At 69.2% G+C, this 21,756-nt stretch carries 22 protein-coding genes; 12 read left to right on the top strand and 10 right to left on the bottom strand.

The window, feature by feature from the left end:
* Positions 1 to 100: 100 nt before the first annotated feature.
* Positions 101 to 892, top strand: coding sequence for a hypothetical protein (locus NM203_RS12920; protein WP_255060320.1), 792 nt, complete (start codon positions 101 to 103; stop codon positions 890 to 892).
* Positions 893 to 904: 12 nt separating this feature from the next.
* Here NM203_RS12920 and NM203_RS12915 read toward each other — a convergent pair whose 3' ends face one another.
* On the bottom strand, positions 905 to 2,338 hold the full coding sequence (locus tag NM203_RS12915; RefSeq protein WP_408633335.1) for an RNA polymerase sigma factor: 1,434 nt from the start codon (positions 2,336 to 2,338) through the stop codon (positions 905 to 907).
* 193 nt (positions 2,339 to 2,531) lie between these two features.
* Positions 2,532 to 3,332 (bottom strand): polyphosphate--glucose phosphotransferase, encoded by an 801-nt coding sequence (gene ppgK / locus NM203_RS12910; RefSeq protein ID WP_255060318.1) that lies wholly within the window; start codon positions 3,330 to 3,332, stop codon positions 2,532 to 2,534.
* Positions 3,333 to 3,458: 126 nt separating this feature from the next.
* On the opposite strand from ppgK, the gene NM203_RS12905 reads away from it, so the two are divergent.
* The gene (locus NM203_RS12905) at positions 3,459 to 4,316 is read left to right on the top strand and encodes an inositol monophosphatase family protein (RefSeq protein ID WP_255060317.1); all 858 of its coding nucleotides are present in this window, start codon (positions 3,459 to 3,461) and stop codon (positions 4,314 to 4,316) included.
* Positions 4,317 to 4,322: 6 nt separating this feature from the next.
* Here the strand turns inward: NM203_RS12905 and cei are convergent, their stop codons facing one another.
* Positions 4,323 to 4,973 carry an envelope integrity protein Cei gene (gene cei, locus NM203_RS12900; protein ID WP_255060316.1) on the bottom strand — a complete coding sequence of 217 codons (651 nt, stop codon included), beginning with the start codon at positions 4,971 to 4,973 and terminating at the stop codon, positions 4,323 to 4,325.
* A gap of 162 nt (positions 4,974 to 5,135) precedes the next feature.
* Between cei and NM203_RS12895 the strand changes: the two genes are divergently transcribed.
* Positions 5,136 to 5,438: a DUF4193 domain-containing protein gene (locus tag NM203_RS12895; protein ID WP_255060315.1), complete on the top strand. Its 303-nt coding sequence runs from the start codon at positions 5,136 to 5,138 to the stop codon at positions 5,436 to 5,438.
* Here the strand turns inward: NM203_RS12895 and NM203_RS12890 are convergent.
* Positions 5,435 to 5,914: a DUF3093 domain-containing protein gene (locus tag NM203_RS12890; protein WP_255060314.1), complete on the bottom strand. Its 480-nt coding sequence runs from the start codon at positions 5,912 to 5,914 to the stop codon at positions 5,435 to 5,437. The two genes, NM203_RS12895 and NM203_RS12890, sit on opposite strands and share 4 nt — an antisense overlap.
* A gap of 25 nt (positions 5,915 to 5,939) precedes the next feature.
* On the opposite strand from NM203_RS12890, the gene dut reads away from it, so the two are divergent.
* Both dut and NM203_RS12880 read left to right on the top strand, forming a co-directional pair.
* A complete protein-coding gene (gene dut / locus NM203_RS12885) occupies positions 5,940 to 6,404 on the top strand; it encodes a dUTP diphosphatase (RefSeq protein ID WP_255060313.1) in 465 nt (154 codons plus the stop codon).
* Complete coding sequence (locus NM203_RS12880; RefSeq protein WP_255060312.1) at positions 6,404 to 7,177, top strand: DUF3710 domain-containing protein; 774 nt, start codon at positions 6,404 to 6,406, stop codon at positions 7,175 to 7,177. The genes dut and NM203_RS12880 overlap by 1 nt, the downstream gene beginning before the upstream one ends.
* A gap of 11 nt (positions 7,178 to 7,188) precedes the next feature.
* On the opposite strand, the gene NM203_RS12875 is transcribed toward NM203_RS12880, so the two are convergent.
* Positions 7,189 to 7,908 carry an alpha/beta fold hydrolase gene (locus tag NM203_RS12875; RefSeq protein ID WP_255060310.1) on the bottom strand — a complete coding sequence of 240 codons (720 nt, stop codon included), beginning with the start codon at positions 7,906 to 7,908 and terminating at the stop codon, positions 7,189 to 7,191.
* Between the two features lie 159 nt (positions 7,909 to 8,067).
* On the opposite strand from NM203_RS12875, the gene NM203_RS12870 reads away from it, so the two are divergent.
* Genes NM203_RS12870 through NM203_RS12860 form a run of 3 tightly spaced genes read left to right on the top strand, consistent with a single transcriptional unit; the run spans position 8,068 to position 10,573 of the window.
* On the top strand, positions 8,068 to 8,439 hold the full coding sequence (locus NM203_RS12870) for an OB-fold nucleic acid binding domain-containing protein (protein ID WP_255060309.1): 372 nt from the start codon (positions 8,068 to 8,070) through the stop codon (positions 8,437 to 8,439).
* A 59-nt stretch (positions 8,440 to 8,498) separates the two neighbouring features.
* The gene (locus NM203_RS12865) at positions 8,499 to 9,131 is read left to right on the top strand and encodes a DUF3159 domain-containing protein (protein ID WP_255060435.1); all 633 of its coding nucleotides are present in this window, start codon (positions 8,499 to 8,501) and stop codon (positions 9,129 to 9,131) included.
* A gap of 14 nt (positions 9,132 to 9,145) precedes the next feature.
* Positions 9,146 to 10,573, top strand: coding sequence for an MFS transporter (locus NM203_RS12860; RefSeq protein ID WP_255060308.1), 1,428 nt, complete (start codon positions 9,146 to 9,148; stop codon positions 10,571 to 10,573).
* Here the strand turns inward: NM203_RS12860 and NM203_RS12855 are convergent.
* Both NM203_RS12855 and NM203_RS12850 read right to left on the bottom strand, forming a co-directional pair.
* Positions 10,556 to 11,215 (bottom strand): potassium channel family protein, encoded by a 660-nt coding sequence (locus tag NM203_RS12855; RefSeq protein ID WP_255060307.1) that lies wholly within the window; start codon positions 11,213 to 11,215, stop codon positions 10,556 to 10,558. The genes NM203_RS12860 and NM203_RS12855 overlap by 18 nt on opposite strands.
* A gap of 7 nt (positions 11,216 to 11,222) precedes the next feature.
* Positions 11,223 to 11,897: a potassium channel family protein gene (locus NM203_RS12850; RefSeq protein WP_255060306.1), complete on the bottom strand. Its 675-nt coding sequence runs from the start codon at positions 11,895 to 11,897 to the stop codon at positions 11,223 to 11,225.
* A gap of 92 nt (positions 11,898 to 11,989) precedes the next feature.
* On the opposite strand from NM203_RS12850, the gene NM203_RS12845 reads away from it, so the two are divergent.
* Positions 11,990 to 13,993, top strand: coding sequence for an APC family permease (locus tag NM203_RS12845; RefSeq protein ID WP_255060305.1), 2,004 nt, complete (start codon positions 11,990 to 11,992; stop codon positions 13,991 to 13,993).
* A gap of 29 nt (positions 13,994 to 14,022) precedes the next feature.
* A complete protein-coding gene (locus tag NM203_RS12840) occupies positions 14,023 to 15,213 on the top strand; it encodes a class I SAM-dependent RNA methyltransferase (RefSeq protein ID WP_255060434.1) in 1,191 nt (396 codons plus the stop codon).
* Positions 15,214 to 15,401: 188 nt separating this feature from the next.
* Here NM203_RS12840 and nhaA read toward each other — a convergent pair whose 3' ends face one another.
* Positions 15,402 to 16,736 carry a Na+/H+ antiporter NhaA gene (nhaA, locus tag NM203_RS12835; protein WP_255060304.1) on the bottom strand — a complete coding sequence of 445 codons (1,335 nt, stop codon included), beginning with the start codon at positions 16,734 to 16,736 and terminating at the stop codon, positions 15,402 to 15,404.
* Between the two features lie 261 nt (positions 16,737 to 16,997).
* Between nhaA and dxs the strand changes: the two genes are divergently transcribed.
* Entirely contained in the window at positions 16,998 to 18,908 is a 1,911-nt protein-coding gene (gene dxs, locus NM203_RS12830; RefSeq protein WP_255060303.1) for a 1-deoxy-D-xylulose-5-phosphate synthase, read from the top strand.
* Positions 18,909 to 18,929: 21 nt separating this feature from the next.
* Positions 18,930 to 19,844 (top strand): alpha/beta fold hydrolase, encoded by a 915-nt coding sequence (locus tag NM203_RS12825; protein ID WP_255060302.1) that lies wholly within the window; start codon positions 18,930 to 18,932, stop codon positions 19,842 to 19,844.
* On the opposite strand, the gene NM203_RS12820 is transcribed toward NM203_RS12825, so the two are convergent.
* Positions 19,845 to 21,122 (bottom strand): HRDC domain-containing protein, encoded by a 1,278-nt coding sequence (locus NM203_RS12820; protein WP_255060301.1) that lies wholly within the window; start codon positions 21,120 to 21,122, stop codon positions 19,845 to 19,847.
* Positions 21,122 to 21,658: a DUF3000 domain-containing protein gene (locus tag NM203_RS12815; RefSeq protein WP_255060433.1), complete on the bottom strand. Its 537-nt coding sequence runs from the start codon at positions 21,656 to 21,658 to the stop codon at positions 21,122 to 21,124. Before NM203_RS12815 ends, NM203_RS12820 begins: the two co-directional genes overlap by 1 nt.
* Positions 21,659 to 21,756 lie beyond the last annotated feature (98 nt).

Genomic DNA, 21,756 nt, shown 5'->3' with positions numbered 1-21,756 from the left:
GCCGACCCTAGGTCGATCGGCTTGGACGCGGCTTGGATTCGACTTGGAGGGCCGGGGTCATCCCCTAACAGTTGGTCCGGTTTTTGTAAACTGGTTCACTGTGAGCATCCTCGCCGGCTTCGCGCCGTGGATCGTCTACTGGGTTCTCGTCGGAAACGTCCCGTTCAAGGTCGCCGTGCTCGCCGCACTGGCCACCGCGGTGGTGTCGTTCGCGGTCGGACGAATGCAGGGCAGGCCCGGCCGCACGCTCGAGGTCGGCGGCATCGGGGTGTTCGTCGTGCTGACGGTGTTGACGTTCACGGTCAGTCAGGAGTTCCTCGAGCGCTGGGTGCAACCGCTCAGCAGCGCGGGCATTCTGCTGGTGGCTCTCGTGAGCGTGCTGATCGGCAGGCCGTTCGTGCGGGAGTTCGCCGAGGTGGATCAGGCTCCCGAGGTGATCAAGAGCGAATTATTCAGCCGCATAACCACTTTGGTGACGTGGATCTGGGTCGGCGCCTTCGCCGTGATGACCGTGGCATCGGCCATCCCTCCGATCGTGCAGGGCGACGCCACGCTGCTCGACGTCAACTCGCCGTTGTCGATCGTCTGCTACTGGGTGGTGCCGATGCTGGCGCTGTTCGGCGCAGTGGTCGCGGGCCGGATGCTGACCGACCACATGGTGGCCGAGGCCAACAGTCCCCACACCGTGCGCAAGACGACGTTCATCGCGTTCAAGGAACTGGGCATCGACGAACTGCTGTACCTCGCGCAGGAGAAGGCCAACCGCGAAGCGGGCCCCGGCAGGGAGGCATTCGCGGTGCAGGTCGGCGGTAAGGGCACACCGCTGACGGGTGACGAGTCGCGCGAATCCTGGCCCGCGTCGTACAAGGTGCGCGAGGCGGGCCAGAAGTAGCCCGCGTCTCGTCTAGTCCAGATAGTCGCGCAGTACCTGCGAGCGGCTCGGGTGGCGCAGCTTGCTCATCGTCTTCGACTCGATCTGGCGGATGCGCTCACGCGTGACGCCGTAGACCTGGCCGATCTCGTCGAGGGTGCGGGGCTGGCCGTCGGTCAGGCCGAAGCGCAGCCGCACCACACCGGCTTCGCGCTCGGACAGCGTCTCGAGCACCGACTGCAGCTGATCCTGCAGCAGCGTGAAGCTGACGGCGTCCACGGCCACCACGGCCTCGGAGTCCTCGATGAAGTCGCCGAGCTGGCTGTCGCCCTCGTCGCCGATGGTCTGGTCCAAGGAGATGGGCTCACGCGCGTACTGCTGGATCTCCAGCACCTTCTCCGGCGTGATGTCCATTTCCTTCGCGAGCTCTTCGGGCGTGGGCTCGCGACCCAGGTCCTGCAGCAGCTCGCGTTGGATGCGGCCGAGCTTGTTGATGACCTCGACCATGTGAACCGGGATGCGGATGGTGCGGGCCTGGTCGGCCATGGCGCGGGTGATGGCCTGCCGGATCCACCACGTCGCGTAGGTCGAGAACTTGTAGCCCTTGGTGTAGTCGAACTTCTCCACCGCGCGGATCAGGCCGAGGTTGCCCTCCTGAATGAGGTCCAGGAACGCCATGCCGCGGCCGGTGTAGCGCTTGGCCAGCGAGACGACGAGACGCAGGTTCGCCTCGAGCAGGTGGTTCTTCGCGCGATCGCCGTCGCGACAGATCCACGTCATGTCGCGGCGCTCGGTGGGCGTGAACTTCTCGCCCTTGGCGGCCTTCTGCTCGACCAACTGGGTGGCATAGAGACCCGCCTCGATGCGCTTGGCGAGCTCGACCTCCTCCTCGGCGTTGAGCAGGGCGACCTTGCCGATCTGCTTGAGGTAGGCGCGGACGGAGTCGGCCGACGCGGTGAGCTCGGCGTCCTTGCGCGCCTGGCGCAGGGCCTCGGACTCCTCCTCGTCCCAGACGAAGTCGCCCGACGCCTTGTCCTTCTCGGTCGGCTCGGGGTGCTCCTCCTCGGCCGCATCGGCGGGCTTCACCTTCGCGGCGGGCTTCTTCGCGTCCTCGCCGTCCTCGGCGTCGTCGTCGGCGGGCTCCTCGATCGCGTCGTCGTCGGCCACCAGATCGGTCAGGTCCAGATCGGCGTCGTCGGCCTCGAGCACCTCGGGCTCACCGTCGAGTTCGTCGTCGGTCTCCAGCCCGTCGGCGACCTCGACGTCGGTGCCGGTCACGTCGCCGTCGGCCTTCTTCGGACGTCCCGGACCGGCCTTCTTAGCGGGAGCCTTGGCCGCGGCCTTCTTGGCGGGAGCGGCTTTCTTCGCCACGGCTTTCTTGGCGGGGGCGGCCTTCTTGGCCGGGGCCTTGGTGGCGGTGCGCTTCACCGTCTCATCGGTGTCAGTGCTTGCCTTCGTCGCGGCCACATGCACCCCTTCGGTATTGCGGATCTCAGCGGCGTGGGCACGCGCCACCGTGAATCGTCGGCTGTCGATTGTCGGCGGTGGATCTCGGCTTGAACCTCGCCGCCATGTCGTCCTGCGACCGCCGTTGACCATTGTAACGACAGAGTGGCGCAGGTGACGATACGAGCGGCAAACCGCGCGTTGCGCGGCCCGCCTACTGCGGGTGCGCCGCGACCTCGCTGGCCATCGCGGCACCGACGATGCCCGCCGTGTTCAGCAGCGCGGCGGGGACCACCGGGGTCCGGTTCGCGAGCAGCGGAATCCACTTGTCGGCCTTGCGGCTGATGCCGCCGCCCGCGATGAACAGGTCGGGCCAGATGGCGTTCTCGATGACCTCGAGGACCTTCGTGACCTCCTTGGTCCAGCGCTCGTAGCTCCACTCCTTGCGCTCCTTGACCGATGACGCCGCGCGGTGCTCGGCCTCCTTGCCGTCGACTTGGAGATGCCCGAACTCGGTGTTGGGCAACAGGATTCCGTTGTGGATGACGGCGGAGCCGATGCCGGTGCCGAACGTCAGGAGCACCACCAGGCCGGTGTTGTCCTTGCCCGCGCCGAACTTCTCCTCGGCCAGGCCCGCCGCGTCGGCGTCGTTGAGCACCTCGACCGGCTGCCCGTCGAGTTTGGCGCTGATGACCTCGGCGGCGTTCGTGCCGATCCAGCTCTTGTCGACGTTGGCCGCGGTGCGCACCGTGCCGTTGGTCACCACGCCGGGGTAGGTCACGCCGAGCGCGCCGGTCCACCCGAATTCGCGAACCACCGCCGCGATCGTGTCCGAGACGGCTTCCGGAGTGGCGGGCTGCGGCGTGTCCAACTTGTAGCGGGGGCCGATGAGCTCACCGGTCGACAGGTCGACGATGCCGCCCTTGACGCCGCTGCCGCCGACGTCGACGCCGAACCCGCGGTGACCGGAGTCCTCGCCGCCCGCCTCGGTGGGTGGAGTGTCGGTGGCGGTCATGTTTCGCTCCTCGATACAAAGGCCGGGGTTGACAGCTGAGACGCGCACCACACATTAGTGGTTCGTCAAAGCCCATGTGTGGCTGCCGCGCAACCCGATCACCGAGGTGTGTGCTGCGATGGAGGGGTGAGCCACCCCAACGCCGATCACGACAGCGACCCCGACACTCTGCGGACGGTTGCGGAGGGACTGGCCGCCGAGGCGGCGGACTTCGTGCGCAGACGTCGGGCCGAGGTGTTCGGGGACGGCGCGGGCCGGTCTGACGTGGGATCGGCGGTGCGTGCGAAGAGCTCGCCGACTGACCCGGTGACCGTGGTCGACACCGAGACCGAGCGATTGCTGCGCGAGCGGCTGGCCGAGCTGCGGCCCGGCGACGTGGTCGTCGGCGAGGAGGAGGGCGGCGCCGCGGACACCCGCGGGGGCAGGCCCACCTGGGTGCTCGACCCCATCGACGGGACCGTGAACTTCCTCTACGGCATCGAGGCCTACGCCGTGTCGGTGGGCGTCCAGGTGGACGGCGAGTCGGTGGCTGGCGCCGTGGCCAACGTGTCGACGGGGGAGGTGTTCTCGGCTGCGAAGGGGCACGGTGCCCGGATGCGTCGCGGCGACGTCTCGATCGCGCTGCGGTGCAACGACGTCACCGAGCTGTCGATGGCGCTGGTCGGCACCGGCTTCGCGTACGACCGCGACCGCAGGCTGGCGCAGGCGGAGGCGCTCGCCCGCTTCATCCCCGCGGTGCGCGACGTGCGGCGGGTGGGGTCGTGTGCGCTCGATCTCTGCATGGTCGCGGCGGGCAGGCTCGACGCCTACTACGAGGACGGCGTGCACCTGTGGGACTGGGCCGCCGGTGCCCTGGTGGCCGCGGAGGCGGGCGCCGTACTGCGGCTGCCGCCCGCCGACGGCGCGTCCGAGCTCATCGCGGCCGCGGCACCCGGCATCGCCGCGGCGTTCGAGGCCGCGCTGCGCGAGTCGGGCGTGCGGTAAGCGGGCTCAGCAGGCGCTGGCGTGGATCTTCGTCAGCAGCGAGGCGTCCGCCGGCTGCGTGGCGTCCGGACGCAGGCTGGCCAGCATGGCGTCGGTGTCGTCGTTGTGGCTGAGCTCACCGAAATCGGTGCCGATCGCCAGATCAACCGTGTCGTCGGTCCGCTGGTCCTGATACAGCTCGGTGCAGGGCGCGACGAGCCACAGCGCCGCCGCCGTCGCCCGTCCCGATGCGCCGAAGCGGATCTGGCCCTGACAGGTCAACCGGGTGTTGGCGTACACGGTGTCGTTGGCGGCCTCGGGTTGTGCGTACCCGAGGTCGCGCAGTGCACCGGCGACCTCGGCGGCCTGCCCGCCCTGCCCGCTGGCGTTGAGCACCTTGATCTTGGTGTCGGCGAGCTTGGCGGGCACGACCTCGGTCATGGTCGCCGCGCTGACGCGTTCGCCCAGTGCGGTCTGCGACGGATCGGTCGGCGCGGGCGGGGCGTTGCACGCCGTTGCCTGCTCGACCACGACCGGCTGGTTGAACGCGATCACCCACACGACGAGCGACACGACGGCCAGCGCGGCGATGAGAACGGCGCCGGGGAGGTAGTTGCGCCGCCGGAACGGGCGCCCGTGCTTGTCGAACGCTGTTCCGGAGGTGATTTGCGCGACCACCACTGCACTGTAATCTCCGGCTGCGCGACCGGTCCCTACCTGGTCGTTTGGGTTGTGATATAAATCACAACCAATCCGGCGACGATCGGGGCACGAATCGTTTGGCGGATGCGTTCTGCGCTGATACAAACCTCAGTCGCAGAGGTAACGAGGGAAGAGGGCATGGCTACCGACTACGACGCCCCACGGCGCACCGAAACGGACGACGTTTCCGAGGATTCGCTTGAGGAACTCAAGCAGCGGCGGAACGAGGCCCAGTCCGCGGTCGTCGACGTCGACGAGAGCGAAACCGCGGAGTCGTTCGAACTGCCCGGCGCCGATCTGTCGGGCGAGGAACTGTCCGTCCGGGTGGTGCCGAAGCAGGCCGACGAGTTCACCTGCTCGAGTTGCTTCCTGGTCCACCACCGCAGCCGTCTCGCGAGCGAGAAGAACGGCCAACTGCTCTGCTCTGACTGCGCCGCCTAGACCCGCAGCGCCGCCAGCAGCCGGTCGGGCCTGCGGCAGCTGATGAGCCAGTAGGGCGTCGGATCGTCCGGATCGTCGAGAACCACCAGGACCATCGGACCCACCCACGGCCGGTGCACGACGTACGCGGCCGGATCGAGCTGCCGTCCGAGCGCCGACGACTTGGCCGACCGCGGCACTTCCGCGGACCGGGAGATCACGCCGACCGGCAGGTGCGCCGGTCCGGCCCACAGTTCGGTCTCGCCACTCGACGTGCCCACGACCTTGATCTCGACCCGGCCCAGCCACAGCAGCACGATCGCGGCAACCGGGAAGAACACCGCGTACGGCAGCCACGCCGGCAGTGCGGTTACTCCGCGCGCGAAGGTCGCGGCGATCAGTGCGGCGAGCAGGAAGCCGGGGGGCCACCACCACCAGGGCACCAGCAGTCGTTCTTGGTAGCGCACCGTTTGGGCGGCTGCGCGCGTGTCGGACACGCGGCCAAGAGTAATCTTGCACGCCGTGCCCACCTCTCTGGCGGTCGTCCGGCTCGATCCCGACCTGCCGATGCCCGCCCGCGCTCACGACGGCGACGCCGGTGTCGATCTCTACAGCGCGGTCGACGTCGACCTGGCGCCGGGCCACCGCGCGCTGGTGCCGACCGGTGTCGCCGTGGCGATTCCGCACGGCATGGTCGGCCTGATTCATCCGCGCTCCGGTTTGGCCGCGCGCGTTGGCCTTTCGATCGTCAATACGCCGGGCACCGTCGACGCGGGTTACCGTGGCGAGATCAAGGTGTCACTGATCAATCTCGACCCGGCCGAACCGATCGCCGTGCGCCGCGGCGACCGGATCGCCCAGTTGCTGGTGCAACGGGTCGAACTGCCCGAGTTGGTCGAGGTCACGTCGTTCGACGAGGCCGGACTGGCCGACACCTCCCGTGGCGAGGGCGGCCACGGTTCCTCCGGCGGACACGGGAGTCTGTGATGGCATTCGGTAAGCGCAAGCGCGACGACGACACGGACGCCGGTGGCCACGAGGCCGCCGCCGACGTGCCCGAGAGGACGGCGGGCGGTGCGGCCGACGCGGCCGATGTCGACGACGGTCCGTTCGACATCGAGGACTTCGACGATCCGGATCTCGCGGCGCAGGGCCGCCACGACCTCGGTTCGGTCCTGATCCCGATGGACGAGACCGCCGAGTTGGCCGTCGAGGTCAATCAGCAGGGCGTGCCCACCATGGTGTGGATGGTGACGCCGAACGGGCGTTACAACGTCACCGCGTACGCGGCGCCGAAGACCGGCGGGCTGTGGCGCGAGGTCATCACCGAGGTCGCCGAATCGCTGCGCAAGGAGGGCGCGCAGGTCTCGTTCGAGGACGGGCCGTGGGGCCGCGAGGTCGTCGGCCTGATGACCAAGGGTCCCGAGCCGGTCACCATGCGTTTCATCGGTGTCGACGGCTATCGCTGGATGATCCGCGGCGCGGCGGTCGGCTCGCCGGACAACGCGCCGACCATCGCGGCGGATGTGCGAAACGCTCTGACCGACACCGTCGTTCGTCGCGGTGACACTCCGCTTCCAGTGCGCTTCATGCTGCCGCTGCAGCTGTCGGAGCAGCTCGTCGCCCGGCTGCGCGCACGAGCCGAGCAGATGGTCGCTCAGAACGCGGCGCCGCCGCCGCCCGAGCCGCCGCAGCCCGCCGCCCGGCGCAGTGAGCAGGGCTCGGCGATGCAGCAGCTCCGGACGATCACGGGTGGGTAGAGCTGGGTGGGCTAACAGCCCTGGTGGGTAGAGCCGGCCTCCAGTAGCGCGGCCACACACGCGCGCCCCAGCGCGGCGGGATCGGCGCCCATCTCGGTCAGCGTCACCGTGCGCAGCGCCGCGCGTGGCGCCGCGGCCACCCAGTCCAGCGCCACCTCGACCGGATGCACCTGGTCGTCGGTGGCGGCCGCCAGCCCGAGCGGCACCGCCAGCCGGGCCAACTCGTCGAGCGTCGGCGCCACGTAGCGCGACGCCTCGTCCATCGCGTCGGGCAGCTCAGGCCACTGGCCCGCCCACGACCTGGCGAGTTCGTCGCCGAGCCACGCCGGGCTGCCCTCCCGCATCTGAGCTACCGACGCGATCAGTCCGTCGCGCCGCAGCATCTGCGCCGAGTACCGGGCCGCCAGGGCCGCGGGCGCTCCGTCCGGGGCGCCGGTCCACGCGGGCAGCGCCGCGAGCACGCCGATTGCCAGATCCGGCCGCGCTGCCGCCCACGCCGTCGCCACCGCGGCTCCGATCGACACGCCGCCCGCCACGATGGGGCCGCTGCGCGCCGCCGCGTTGAGCGCTTGTCGATAGCCCTCCACCAGGCGCTCCGGCTCGGGTGCGGGAGTGACGACGACGGCGCCGCAGTCGTGCAGCGCGGGGGAGAAGGCGCGGTACACGTAGTCGTCGTCGGACCCCGTGCCGGGTAGCAGGACCACGGTCGCGCCGCGCAGGATGAGACTCATCCGTCGATCGTGCCGGGTCCGCGGCGAGGTGTGAAAAACGACACGTCAATGTGACCCGGCGCAACGCTGAGCCACGTGGTAATTCGGAACCAACAGGGCTACCGTGGCGAGGGTTACGAAGTGAATCCACGGTGGATTCACAGAGGTTCAGGAGAGCCCATGGCCACGGCCGAAGGTTATCTGCGCCGGCTCACCCGTCGGTTGACGGAGGACCCGGAACAACTCGACGTCGAGGAACTCACCGACGAAGCGGCCCAGAGCGGCGCACAGAAGGCCATCGACTGTCAGCGTGGCCAGGAAGTCACCATGATCGGCACGCTGCGCTGCGTCGAGACCAACGCGAAGGGGTGCGCGGGCGGGGTCCGCGCCGAACTCTTCGACGGCACCGATTCGGTGATGCTCGTGTGGCTCGGCCAGCGACGCATCCCCGGCATCGAATCCGGTCGGACGCTGCGAGTGCACGGTCGGCTCGGAAAGCTCGAGAACGGTTCCAAAGCGATCTACAACCCCCATTACGAGATTCAGAAGTGACGTCCCCCGACAAGGGGACTGCCGACGAGGCCGTAGACGCTCCCGACACTTCCGATGAGGTGGTGGAGGAGAAGACCAAGCTCGATGGCCGCGCGCTGCTCGATCAGATGGGCGGCATCAGCGGTCTGATCTACTCGTCGCTTCCGGTGCTGGCGTTCGTTCCGGTGTCGTCCCTGTTCGGGCTCGGCCCGGCGATCGGCGCGGCCCTCGGCGTCGCGACGCTGATCCTCATCTGGCGGCTGATTCGGCGAGAGTCGTTGCAGCCGGCCATCTCCGGCTTCTTCGCCGTCGGCATCAGCGCGTTGATCGCCTGGTGGGTCGGCGAATCCCGCGGCTACTTCGCGTACGGCATCTGGATGTCGCTGGTGTACGCCGCCGTCTTCATCCTGTCGGTGCTGATCCGCAGACCGATCGTCGGATACGCCTGGGCCTGGCTCAGCGGACACGTCGGCGAGTGGCGCGGGGTGCGTCGGGCGGTGCTCGCCTTCGACGTCGCCACCTGCACGTGGGCGCTCGTCTTCGCGGCGCGCTTCCTGGTGCAGCGACACCTGTACGACGCCGACGACGTCGGGATGCTCGGAGTCGCCCGCATCGCGATGGGGTGGCCGCTGACCGGAGTCGCGGCACTGGTGACGCTGTTCGCCATCCGGTCGGCCCGCAAGGCGCTGGCGGCGCAGGAGCGCGTCGACTGAGCGCATCCGGGCGGGTGTTGATCGCCGTCGCCGTTCTGGCCTCGTTCGTGGCCTTCCTCGACGGTTCCGTGGTGAACCTCGCGCTCCCGGCCATCGGGCGCGAGCTCGGTGGCGGGCTGGCACTGCAGCAGTGGGTCGTCGACGGCTACCTGTTGGCGCTGGGCGCGCTCATCCTGCTGGCGGGTGCGGTATCCGACGCCTACGGGCGGCTCGCGGTGCTGCGGGGCGGACTGGTGCTGTTCGCCGTGGCGTCGGCGGCGTGCGCGCTGGCGCCGGCCGGCTGGGTGCTGGTGGCGGCACGCTGTCTGCAGGGCGTCGGCGCGGCCTTCCTGGTTCCGAGCTCACTCGCGATGCTGAACGCGCGGTTCACCGGCGAGCGGCAGGCCGCTGCCATCGGTACGTGGACGGCGTGGACGGGTACCGCGTTCGTGATCGGACCGCCGCTGGGCGGGGTGCTGGTCGACGCGCTCAACTGGCGCTGGGTGTTCGGGCTCAACGTCGTTCCCATCGCCGTCACGCTGTACCTGACCACTCGGCTGTCGCCCGAAGCCGTCGGCGACCGCGATCGGGTGGCCGCGGGCCGCATCGACGTCGTCGGCGCGCTGCTCGCCGCGGTCGGGCTCACCGCAACGGTGTACGCGCTGATCGAGCGGAGTCGCTACGGGCTGACGCATCCGGTGGTGGTCGGCGCCCTGGCGGTCGGCGTGGTGTGCCTGCTGGCGTTCCCGTGGTGGGAGGCCAGGGCGCGGAATCCGATGATGCCGCTGACGCTGTTCGCCCGGCGCAACTTCGCGGTCGGCAACCTGGCGACCGTGTTCTTCTACGCCGCCGTCTCGCTGGGCATGCTGCTGATCGCGCTGTTCCTGCAGGAGACCGTGGGCATGTCCGCGACGGCGGCCGGCCTGGTGTCGTTGCCGATCCCGGTGTTGTCGTTCCTGCTGGCCCGGCTGTTCGGGACGCTGGCGGGCCGACACGGTCCTCGGCTGTTCATGGCCGTCGGCCCGGTGGTCGCCGCCGCGGGTTTCCTGCTGATGACCGCCGCCGGCACCGACTTCGACGTGTGGACGCAGATCCTGCCGGGACTCGTCGTGTTCGGGCTGGGTCTGTCGATCACCGTGGCGCCGTTGACCGCCGCGGTGCTGGCGGCGGTCGATCCGGCGCAGAGCGGCATCGGATCGGCTGTGAACAACGCGATATCACGCATCGCGGGGCTCGTCGCGGTGGCGTTCATGGGCGTAATCGTCGGTGACACACTGGATTTCGTCGGTTTTCGGCACGGTGTCGTCGTCGTCGCGGCGCTGTTCGTCATCGCGGGGATGTGCTCGGCGCTCGGCATCACCAACCGGGCGCACGACAGCGGACGCGTCGACGCCGGCGCGGCCGCAGCGTGCCACGACCGGGTGGCGCCGCCACACGGCCTGAACTCAGGCCGACGGCAGTAGCAGCTCGCGCAGTTGCTCCTCGACCTCGTCGGTCGCCACGAACAGCAGCTCGTCGCCACCCTCGAGTGGCTCGTCGTCCTCGGGCACGATCACCCGTGCCCCGCGCAGAATCGTCACCAGCGCTGCGTCGCGCGGCAGCTCGAGGCGCTTCACGGCCTTGCCGCCCCACGGGGTGTCGTCGGGCAGCGTGATCTCGACCAGGTTGGCCTGGCCCTTGCGGAAGCTCATCAGGCGCACCAGATCGCCGACCGACACCGCCTCCTCGACCAGCGACGCCAACATCCGCGGCGTCGAGACCGCCACGTCCACGCCCCAGCTCTCGTCGAAGAGCCACTCGTTGCGCGGGTCGTTGACTCTGGCCACGACGCGCGGCACCGCGAACTCGGTCTTGGCGAGCAGGCTCAGCACCACGTTGGCCTTGTCGTCACCAGTGGCGGCGATCACGACGTCGAAATCCTGCAGCCCCACCGACTCGAGCAGGGTCAGCTCGCACGCGTCGCCCAGCATCCAGTGGGCCGCGGGGATGGCGTCGGCATCGAGGTGGTCGGGATTGCGTTCGAGCAGGGTGACCTCGTGGTTGTCGACGAGTTCCCTGGCGATGGAGCGCCCCACGGCGCCCGCCCCTGCGATCGCGACCTTCACGGTTATGTCACTTCTCCTCGACGTCGTCGCCGGGCGGCAGCGCGGCGATGGCCATGGCCTCGGCGACGCGGCCCGATATCGCCGCGAGATACACCTGGTCGCTGGCCTGGATGACGGTCTTCGGATCCGGCAGCACACCGCCGCCGAATCGGATCATGAACGCCACCCGGCCGCCGGTCGCCGCTTCGAGTGCCGTGACGCGGTGGCCGACCCACTCCTCGTGCAGCGGCAGTTCGGTGACGCCGACGTTGCCCGACGGGTCGCGCCACTTCGTGGTCTCGGTCTCCCTGGTGAGCACGTTGAGCAGGCGATCGGTGGTCCACGGCACGGTGGCGACCGTCGGGATGCCCAGCCGCTCGTAGACCGCCGCGCGCTTGGCGTCGTAGATACGGGCCACCACGCGCTCGACGCCGAACGTCTCGCGCGCCACCCTGGCCGAGATGATGTTGGAGTTGTCGCCCGACGACACCGCGGCGAACGCGCCGGCCTCCTCGATGCCCGCCCGCAGCAGCACGTCGCGGTCGAAGCCCATGCCGAGCACCCGCTCGCCGGGGAACTCCGGGGACAACCGATGGAACGCCGTGCTGTCGCGGTCGATGACGGCGACCTCGTGACCCACGCGGGCCAGCCCGTCCGACAACGACGCGCCGACTCGGCCGCACCCCATCACCACTACACGCACGCGTCGGTCCTTCCAGCGGTCCCGGGCTCGTTGCAACTGTGCACTGACGAACGCTACCGCTTTCCGTCGGACGAACCACGCCTGCCTTACTCTTGGCAGTCGTGTCCAAGCTATCGACCGTCGCGCGCCGATTGGTCATCGGGAGACCGTTCCGGAGTGACAATCTCGGTCACACCCTTCTGCCCAAGCGGATAGCGCTGCCGGTCTTCGCCTCTGACGCCCTCTCCTCGGTCGCCTACGCGCCGGAGGAGATCTTCCTGGTGCTGTCGGTCGCGGGGCTCACGGCGTATGCGATGGCGCCGTGGATCGGGCTGGCCGTCGCGGCGGTGATGATCATCGTCATCGCGAGCTACCGGCAGAACGTCCACGCGTACCCGTCGGGCGGTGGTGACTACGAGGTGGTCACCACGAATCTCGGCCCCACCGCCGGTCTGACCGTAGCGAGCGCACTGCTGGTCGACTACGTGCTGACGGTCGCCGTGTCGATGGCGTCGGCGATGTCGAACATCGGGTCGGCGGTGCCGTTCATCGGCGAACACAAGGTCGTCTTCGCGGTGACCGCCATCCTGCTGCTGGCGTCGTTGAATCTCCGCGGCATCCGGGAGTCGGGCACCGCCTTCGCCATTCCGACCTACGCGTTCATGATCGGCATGTTCGTCATGCTGGGCTGGGGCCTGATCCAGATCTACGTGCTCGGCCACGAACTGCGCGCCGAGTCGGCGTCGTTCGAGATGCACTCCGAACACGGGGAGGTCTTGGGATTCGCGCTGGTGTTTCTGGTGGCGCGTGCGTTTTCCTCCGGCAGCGCGGCGCTGACCGGTGTCGAGGCGATCAGCAACGGTGTGCCGGCGTTCCGGAAACCCAAGTCGCGCAATGCGGCAACCACGCTTGCATTGCTGGGCGTCGTTGCCATCTCCCTGTTCATGGGCATGATCCTGCTCGCGAAGGAGACCGGCGTACAGGTGGCCGAGCGGCCCAACGAGCAGTTGATCGGCGCTCCGGCCGACTACCAACAGAAGACGCTCATCGCGCAACTCGCCGAGACGATCTTCCGTGACTTTCCGGTCGGGCTCTTCGTCATCACCGGCGTCACGGCACTGATCCTGGTGCTCGCCGCGAACACCGCCTTCAACGGGTTCCCGGTGCTCGGGTCGATTCTCGCGCAGGACCGCTTCCTCCCGCGCCAGCTGCACACCCGCGGCGACCGGCTGGCGTTCTCCAACGGCATCCTGTTCCTGGCGTTCGCCGCCATCGCGTTCATCGTGGCGTTCCGGGCAGAGGTCACGGCGCTGATCCAGCTCTACATCGTCGGTGTGTTCGTGTCGTTCACACTCAGTCAGATCGGCATGGTCCGACACTGGACACGGCTGTTGCGCACCGAGACCGATGCGACCCAACGCAGACGCATGCAGCGCTCCCGCGTCATCAACACCGTCGGCCTGATCTGTACGGGGACCGTCCTGGTGATCGTCGTGGTCACCAAGTTCCTCGTCGGTGCGTGGATCGCGATCCTGGCGATGGGCGGACTCTTCGTCCTCATGAAGCTCATCCACAAGCACTACGATTCCGTGGCACGCGAACTCGAGCTCGCGGAGAACGACGGCGAGGACGTCGTGTTGCCCAGCCGCAATCACGCCGTCGTTCTGGTGTCGAACCTGCACAAGCCCACCCGGCGGGCGCTGGCGTACGCCAAGGCGACGCGGCCCGACGTGCTGGAGGCGATCACGGTCAGCGTCGACGACGTCGAATCGCGGGCGCTGGTTCGCAAGTGGGAGGACAGCGACGTCACCGTGCCGCTCAAGGTGATCGCCTCGCCGTACCGCGAGATCACCCGCCCCATCCTGGATTACGTCAAGCGCATCACCAAGGAGTCGCCGCGGACCGTGGTGACGGTGTTCATCCCGGAGTACGTGGTCGGTCACTGGTGGGAGCAGGTGCTGCACAACCAGAGCGCGCTGCGACTGAAGGGCCGGTTGCTGTTCGAACCGAATATCATGGTGACTTCCGTTCCCTGGCAACTCAATTCGTCGGAGCGCCTCAAGACGCTACAGCCGCAGTCGGCCCCCGGTGATGCGCGCAGGGGCTTCCTGGAGTGACCGGCGGGCAGGAGCGCAGCGACCGCGGGATGTCGACCGAACTCGAGCTCGAGGCGGGTCCGCCCGCCAACGGGGGCAGTTGTGTCGCGCGGCACGACGGCCGGGTGGTCTTCGTGCGGTACGCCCTGCCCGGCGAGCGGGTGCTGGCGCGCGTCAGCTCCGAACGCGGAAGCCATTGGCACGCCGACGCGATCGAGATCCTCGAGCCGTCGAAGGACCGAGTGGACCCACTGTGCCCGATCGCCGGTGTGGACGGCGCGGGGTGCTGCGACCTGGCGTTCGCCCGGCCCGCTGCGGCACGCCTGCTGAAGGGCGACGTGGTGGCCAATCAGCTCGGCAGGCTCGGCGGCTTCGACTGGTCCGGTTCCGCCGAGTCAGTCGGTGCCGAGGCGGTGACGGGCTGGCGCACCAGGGTGCGGCTCGACGTCGGGCAGGACGGCCGCGCCGGGTTCCACCGCTACCACAGCGACGAGCTGGTGCACGATCTCGGTTGCGCCCAGGTGTCCGCGGGACTGCTCGACGGTCTCGCTGAAAAGCGTTGGCCCGCCGGATCGCAACTGCACGTGGCGCTCGACGACGACGGCACCCGGCACGTGGTGAAGACCGGGCCGCGCACCACACGCGGGTCGGCGCCGACCGAGGTCGTCGAGGGGCACTACGAGGCCGTGCAGCGCATCGGCGACCGAAGCTGGGCCGTTCCCGTGACGGCGTTCTGGCAGTCCCATCGCGACGCCGCCACGCTGTACAGCGCGCTGGTGGGGGAGTGGGCGCAGCTCGCTGAGGGGATGACCGCATGGGATCTCTACGGCGGCGCAGGCGTTTTCGCGGCGGTGCTGGCCGACGCGGTGGGCGAGACGGGTCGCGTGGTGACCGTGGACACCTCGCGTGGTTCGGCGCGGGCCGCGCGGGCCGCGCTCGGCGACCTGCCGTGGGTCGACGTCGTCACCGACTCGGTGCGGCGCGCCCTTGGCGCACAGCGCAGCCGCGCGGATGTCGCGGTGCTCGACCCGCCGCGCACCGGTGCGGGTCGTGAGGTGATCGACCTGCTCGCCGAAGCGGATGTGCCGAGAATCATTCACATCGGTTGTGAGGCCGCCTCGTTCGCACGCGATATCGGGCTGTACCGGGCGCGCGGCTACACGGTGGAGAAGCTGCGGGTGTTCGATTCGTTCCCGCTCACGCACCACGTCGAATGCGTCGCGCTGCTGACCGCGTCATGACGCTGGAAGGGTCGAGGCGTCGTCGCGCCTGTTGAGCCGTCGGATGTAGAGCAGAACCGCGAGCGGCACGGCGAGCACGCTCAGCAACTGCATGAGATTCAGCACGGATCATGTCTAACCGCACCGGGATTCGTCCGCCATCGCCTTGACGCTTTCCTGACGCTATCGGGTCGACCCCTTACGGAACCTCAACCCGGTTGATCGCGGTCGGTTTGAAAGACGTCGGGGATCCCGTCGTGATCGTCGTCGCGCGTTTCGTCGGCTTCGATGGCCCGATACTGCCGGTTGCGGATTCGAAGCAGGACGGCGGCGAGCATCGCCGACACCAGCGAGCCGATGAGTACGGCGATCTTGACGTGCTCTCCCTGCTCCGAGTACGGGCCGTAGGCGAGCTCTCCTATGAGCAGGGAGACGGTGAAGCCGATTCCGGCGAGCATCGACATCCCGAACACGTCGACCCAGCGCAGCGAACTGTCCAGCGAAGCCCTGGTCACCGCGGCCAGGATCCGGGTCGTCCCGAACACGCCGATCATCTTGCCGACGACAAGGCCGAACACGATCCCGAGGGCGATCGGATCGCCCAGTGACGCGACCAGACCCTGGTAGCCGCCGACGGTGACGCCCGCCGCGAAGAACGCGAAGACCGGAACCGCCACCCCCGCCGACACCGGCCGCACGACGTGTTCGAGGTGCTCGGCCAGTCCGGGGCCGGCATCCGGACCGCCCGCTGCGGCGCTCCGCAGCACGGGCACGGTGAATCCGAGGAGAACCCCCGCGACGGTGGCGTGGATTCCCGACTCGTGGACGAGGGCCCACGTCGCGGCGCCGAGCGGAACCAGCAGCCACCAGGCGTGGACGCGGCGCTGCACGCACAGCGCGAACAGCGCGAGCGGGACGACCGCCGCGGCGAGCGCCCACAGTTCGACGTCGTCGGTGTAGAACACCGCGATGACGGTGATGGCGAGGAGGTCGTCGACGACGGCCAGCGTCAGCAGGAACGTGCGCAGGGCGGCTGGCAGATGCGTCGATATCACCGCGAGCACCGCCACGGCGAACGCGATGTCGGTGGCCGTCGGGATGGCCCAGCCGCGCATCGCCTCGGGGCCCGCGGGCGCGGTGAACGCCACGAAGATCAGTGCGGGCACCGCCATGCCGCCGACGGCCGCGGCGATGGGAAGCGCTGCGCGCGCAGGGTCGCGCAGATCGCCCGCGACGAACTCGCGCTTGAGTTCCAGGCCCACCACGAAGAAGAAGATCGCGAGCAGGCCGTCAGCCGCCCACGTTCCCAGCGAGAGGTTCAAGTGCAGGCCGAATGAGTCGCTGCCGACGTGCAGTTCGCGGAGCGCGTCGTAGGACGCCGACCACGGCGAGTTCGCCCAGACCAGTGCGGCGACCGCGGCGATCAACAGCAGCGCGCCGCCGACCGTCTCCTGGCGAAGGATCTCGGAAACCCGGCTGGTCTCCGCCCACGACCCGCGACTGAACAGTGCGCGCCGTACGGATCCGCGGGGCTGGTCGGACACGGTTGAACACCTCGGCAATCGTGGGTGGGCGGTACTGCGGGCACGGACGTTGCAATCGCCGACCAGACTTCCCGGCACACCTTCGATCACCTTAGCCGGACGCCGTCGCCACACGCGCGCCGGGACGAAGTGTGACAATTCCGACGCCGTGGCTGGTCACGGACTGAAGTCGCTGGTCATACGTCCGCGGTCGGGACGGCTGGCAGGGCGTCCGCGTTCCGTCACACGACCCGGCACGGTGGGCGTGGCTAAACTGATCGAATGCTCTCCCAGATCCGCGGGCCTGCCGATCTGCAGCACCTTTCGCAGTCTCAGCTGGACGAACTGGCCGTTGAGATCCGCGAGTTCCTCATCCACAAGGTGGCTGCAACCGGCGGGCACCTCGGCCCCAACCTCGGTGTCGTCGAGCTGACCCTCGCCCTGCACCGGGTGTTCGACTCCCCGCACGACCCGATCGTGTTCGACACCGGCCACCAGGCCTACGTGCACAAGATGCTGACGGGCCGCTGCGACGACTTCGGCAACCTGCGCAAGAAGGGCGGGTTGTCGGGATACCCGTCGCGGACCGAGAGCGAGCACGACTGGGTCGAGTCCAGCCACGCCAGCACGGCGTTGTCGTACGCCGATGGGCTGTCGAAGGCGTTCGAGCTGTCGGGCCACCGCAACCGCCACGTCGTCGCGGTCGTCGGCGACGGCGCCCTCACCGGCGGCATGTGCTGGGAGGCGCTCAACAACATCGCCGGTGCGAACCGGCCCGTCGTCATCGTGGTGAACGACAACGGCCGCAGCTACGCGCCGACCATCGGCGGCTTCGCCGATCATCTCGCGGCGCTGCGACTGCAGCCCGGCTACGAGAAGATCCTCGAGGGCGGGAAGAAGGCCGTGCGCGGCGTGCCGCTGATCGGTGAACTCTGCTACCAGTGCATGCACAGCGTGAAGGCCGGCATCAAGGACGCCCTGTCCCCGCAGGTCATGTTCACCGACCTCGGACTCAAGTACGTCGGCCCCATCGACGGGCACGACGAGCGCGCCGTCGAGGCGGCCCTGCGCAACGCCCGCGGGTTCAACGCCCCCGTGATCGTCCACGTCGTGACGCGTAAGGGCATGGGCTACGGCCCGGCGGAGGCCGACGAGGACGAGCAGATGCACTCGACCGGCATCATCGACCCGCACACCGGGTTGGCCACCTCCGTGGCCGGGCCGGGTTGGACGTCGGTGTTCTCCGATGAGCTGATCGCGTTGGCGAGGAAGCGGCGCGAGGTCGTCGCGATCACCGCGGCCATGCCGGGTCCGACCGGGCTCAGCGCGTTCCGTGAGCGCTATCCGGACCGGTTCTTCGACGTCGGCATCGCCGAGCAGCACGCCATGACGTCGGCCGCCGGTCTGGCGCTGGGCGGCATGCACCCGGTCGTCGCGATCTACTCGACGTTCCTCAACCGCGCGTTCGACCAGCTGATGATGGACGTCGCGCTGCACCGGCTGCCCGTCACCATGGTGCTCGACCGCGCGGGTGTCACCGGTCCAGACGGTGCGAGCCACAACGGCATCTGGGATCTGTCGATGCTCGGAATCGTGCCGGGGATACGGGTGGCCGCCCCTCGCGACGCCGCTCGCCTTCGCGAGGAACTCGGTGAGGCGCTCGAGGTCAAGGACGGACCGACGGCCATCCGCTTCCCGAAGGGTGATGTGGGACAGGATATCCCGACGGTCGAGCGGCGCTCCGGCGTCGACGTTCTCGCCCTACCCGCCGACGGGCTGTCGGAGGACGTGCTGCTGGTCGCCGTCGGGGCGTTCGCGGGGATGGCGCTGTCAGCCGCCGAGCGGCTGCGCAAGCAGGGCATCGGCGTGACGGTCGTCGACCCGCGGTGGGTGCTTCCGGTGCCCGCGGTGCTGGGTGAGCTGGCTCAGTCCCACAAGCTGGTGGTCACCGTCGAGGACAACGGCGTGAACGGCGGCATTGGATCGGCGGTGTCGGCGGCGTTGCGGCGCAACGAGATCGACGTGCCGTGCCGTGACGTCGGAGTGCCGCAGGAGTTCCTTGCGCACGCGTCGCGAGGCGAGGTGCTCACCGAGGTGGGCCTCACCGATCAGCACATCGCCCGCCAGATCACCGGTTGGGTGGCGGCGCAGAACTCGGCGGTCGGTGACCACGTCACTCATCCCGTCGACTGATACTGCGCATAGGCTGCCGGCATGGATGCCGCACTGGAGCGCTGGAAGTCCGCAGGGGAGTACTTCGACTACCTCGGATTCCAGATCTTCTACCGGGTCGACGGCCCGCCACTCGGGACCGCCCCCGTCCTGCTGCTGATCCACGGCTACCCGTTCAACTCCTGTGACTGGGAGCCCATCTGGCCGACGCTCGTCGAACGCTTCACCGTCATCGCCCCGGACATGATCGGGATGGGGTTCTCGGCGAAGCCGGTCGCCTACGGGTACTCGGTGCACGACCACGCGGACATGCACGAGGCACTCTTGGCGCACCTGCACGTCGAGGAGTGCCACCTGCTGCCGCACGACCTCGGCGACTCGGTCGCGCAGGAACTGCTGGCCCGGCACGAATTCGGCGAGCAGGCCTACGGATCGGTGCGCTACCGGTCGATCACCTGGCTCAACGGCGGCCTGTTCGTCGAGGCGTACACGCCGCGCACGATGCAGAAGCTGATGTCCGCGACGCCCCTCGGCGACATCCTGAGTCCGCTGCAGGGGAGTCCGCTGTCGCGCAGGATCGTCGAGCCGACGATCAATGAGATGTTCGGTCCCAACACCAAGCCGACCCGCGCGATGCTCGACGTGTTCCACCAGATCCTCGAGTACAACGACGGGAAGCGCGTGCTGCACAAGGTCGGCCGGTTCATCGGCGACCGCTACACGCACCGCAACCGCTGGGTGCGCGCCATGCGGGAGACCTCTGTGCCGATGCGGCTCATCGACGGCCCGATCGACCCGAACTCGGGAGCGCACATGGCGAAGCGGTACGCCGAGGTGATCCCCGACGCCGACGTCGTGCTGCTCGCCGACGACATCGGCCACTGGCCGCAGCTCGAAGCGCCAGCCGACGTGCTGACCCACTTCCTCGCGCACGTCGACCGCGTCCTCGCGGGCTGACTACTCCTCGGGTGGCGCCGCCGGTTCCACGAGTGCCGCCGCGAGCACCGGAACCGTCAGCTCGCGCTGCCACGGCCGGGCGCCCCCGCCGGCCAGGAAGGCGTCGACGCGCTGCTCGACGTCATCACCCGGCTGCCAGTCCCAGATCAACCTGCGCACCAGATCCGGGGTGAGCAGATTCTCGGACGGCACCGAAAACCGTTGCGACACCTCGGCGAGCCCGGTGCGGGCGGCCTCCAGGCGGGCGGCCGCCTCCGGTTTGCGGCGGCTCCACCGGACTGCGGGCGGGGGACCGGTCAGTTTCTCGCTCGACGCGGGGAGGTCGTCGGTGGCGCGGGCGCGGGCGAGCGCCTCCAGCCAGACGTTCGCGCTGCGACGTTGCCGGTTGCCGCCGAAGATCGGCAGCGCGGTCAGCTTCTCGACGGTGTCGGGGTCGTTCACCGCGGCGCTGATGATGGCCGCGTCGGGCAGGATGCGGCCCGGCGCGATGTCGCGGCGCTGCGCGATGCGGTCGCGGGCGATCCACAACTCGCGCACCGCGGCCAGCGTGCGCGGATTCTTCACCTTGTGAATCCCCGACGTCCGACGCCACCGATCACGCCGGGTGGGCTGCGCGACGTAGGTGCGTAGATGCTCGAATTCCTCAGCCGCCCAACGAGTTTTGCCCTGCTCCTCGAGCACCTCCGCGATCGCGGTGCGCAGTTCGACGAGCACCTCGACGTCGAGCGCCGCGTAGTTCAGCCACTCCGCGGGCAGCGGGCGCTTCGACCAGTCCGCGGCACCGTGTCCCTTGGTGAGGCGCAGGCCGAGCAGCCGCTCGACCATCGCGGCGAGGTTGACGCGGTCGAATCCGGCGAGTCGGCCGGCCAGTTCGGTGTCGTAGAGCGAGGGCGGGATCATGCCGAGTTCGGCCAGGCACGGCAGATCCTGGTCCGCGGCGTGCAGGATCCACTCGGCGTCACCGAGCACATCGGCGATCGGCGCCATCGCCACGAGGGGGTCGACGCCGTGGCTGACCGGGTCGATGAGCACGGAGCCCGCGCCCGTGCGGCGGATCTGCACCAGGTAGGCGCGATTGGAGTAGCGGAAGCCGGACGCACGCTCGGCGTCGATCGCGAAGGGACCGCTACCGGCGCGCAACCGTTCGGCGGCCGCGGCGATGTCGCGGACGTAGATCGACAGTGGTGGGACGCCGTCGGCCGGTGCCAGCAGCGGGGTGGCGGCGTCCTCGGATTCCGGCTCCTGCGGTTCCGAGTCCGGTGACGGCTCGCCCGACATCAGGCGCGGGTGCGGGAGCTCAGGTCGGTGACACCGGTCGGCGGCAGGCCGGCGGCGTGCTCGAGCACCTCGCAGAAGGCGGTTACGTGCGGACCGAGCTCCAACGTCGTGGCGGTCCACGACGCACGCAGTTCGAGTTGGTGGGCCCGCGGCGGCCCCGAGATGTCGCCGTAGCGCACCGACGTCGTCGCGGTGACGGTGCCGCCCAGGGCGGTCACCTTGTCGGTGTGTTCGGCCAGCGAGTCGACCAGCCAGCTCCAGGCGACCTCGGGCAACAGCGGGTCGACGGCCTCGCTGGAGTCCAGATCCGCCTGGATGTAGGCGACCAGCCGCATGGTGCCGTCCCACGCTTCGGCGCCCTCGGGGTCGTGCAGAAGGATCAGCCTGCCGAACGCGTCGCCCTCGGGGTTCTCCGGGACGATCGCGGTCTCGGGATGGCGCACCTCGGCACCCAGCGCGTAGCTGAAGGGCGCGAGCCGTTGCGGCGGGCGGATCGGGCCGAGCTCGATCTCGGGCCGCACGGTGGCGGCGTTCATGGCCGCCACCGCTTCGCGGAACTGAGCCGGCTCAGCGGAGGTCACGACGATTGACGCTAGCCGATCGCCGCAGGGGACCACGCAGGCGCGCCGAACCG

Source organism: Mycolicibacterium arenosum (assembly GCF_024320865.1).
In the GTDB taxonomy this organism is placed as follows: Bacteria; Actinomycetota; Actinomycetes; order Mycobacteriales; family Mycobacteriaceae; genus Mycobacterium; species Mycobacterium arenosum.
Note: the sequence above shows the minus strand (reverse complement) of the source record. Positions and strands in the feature narration are given on the sequence as shown.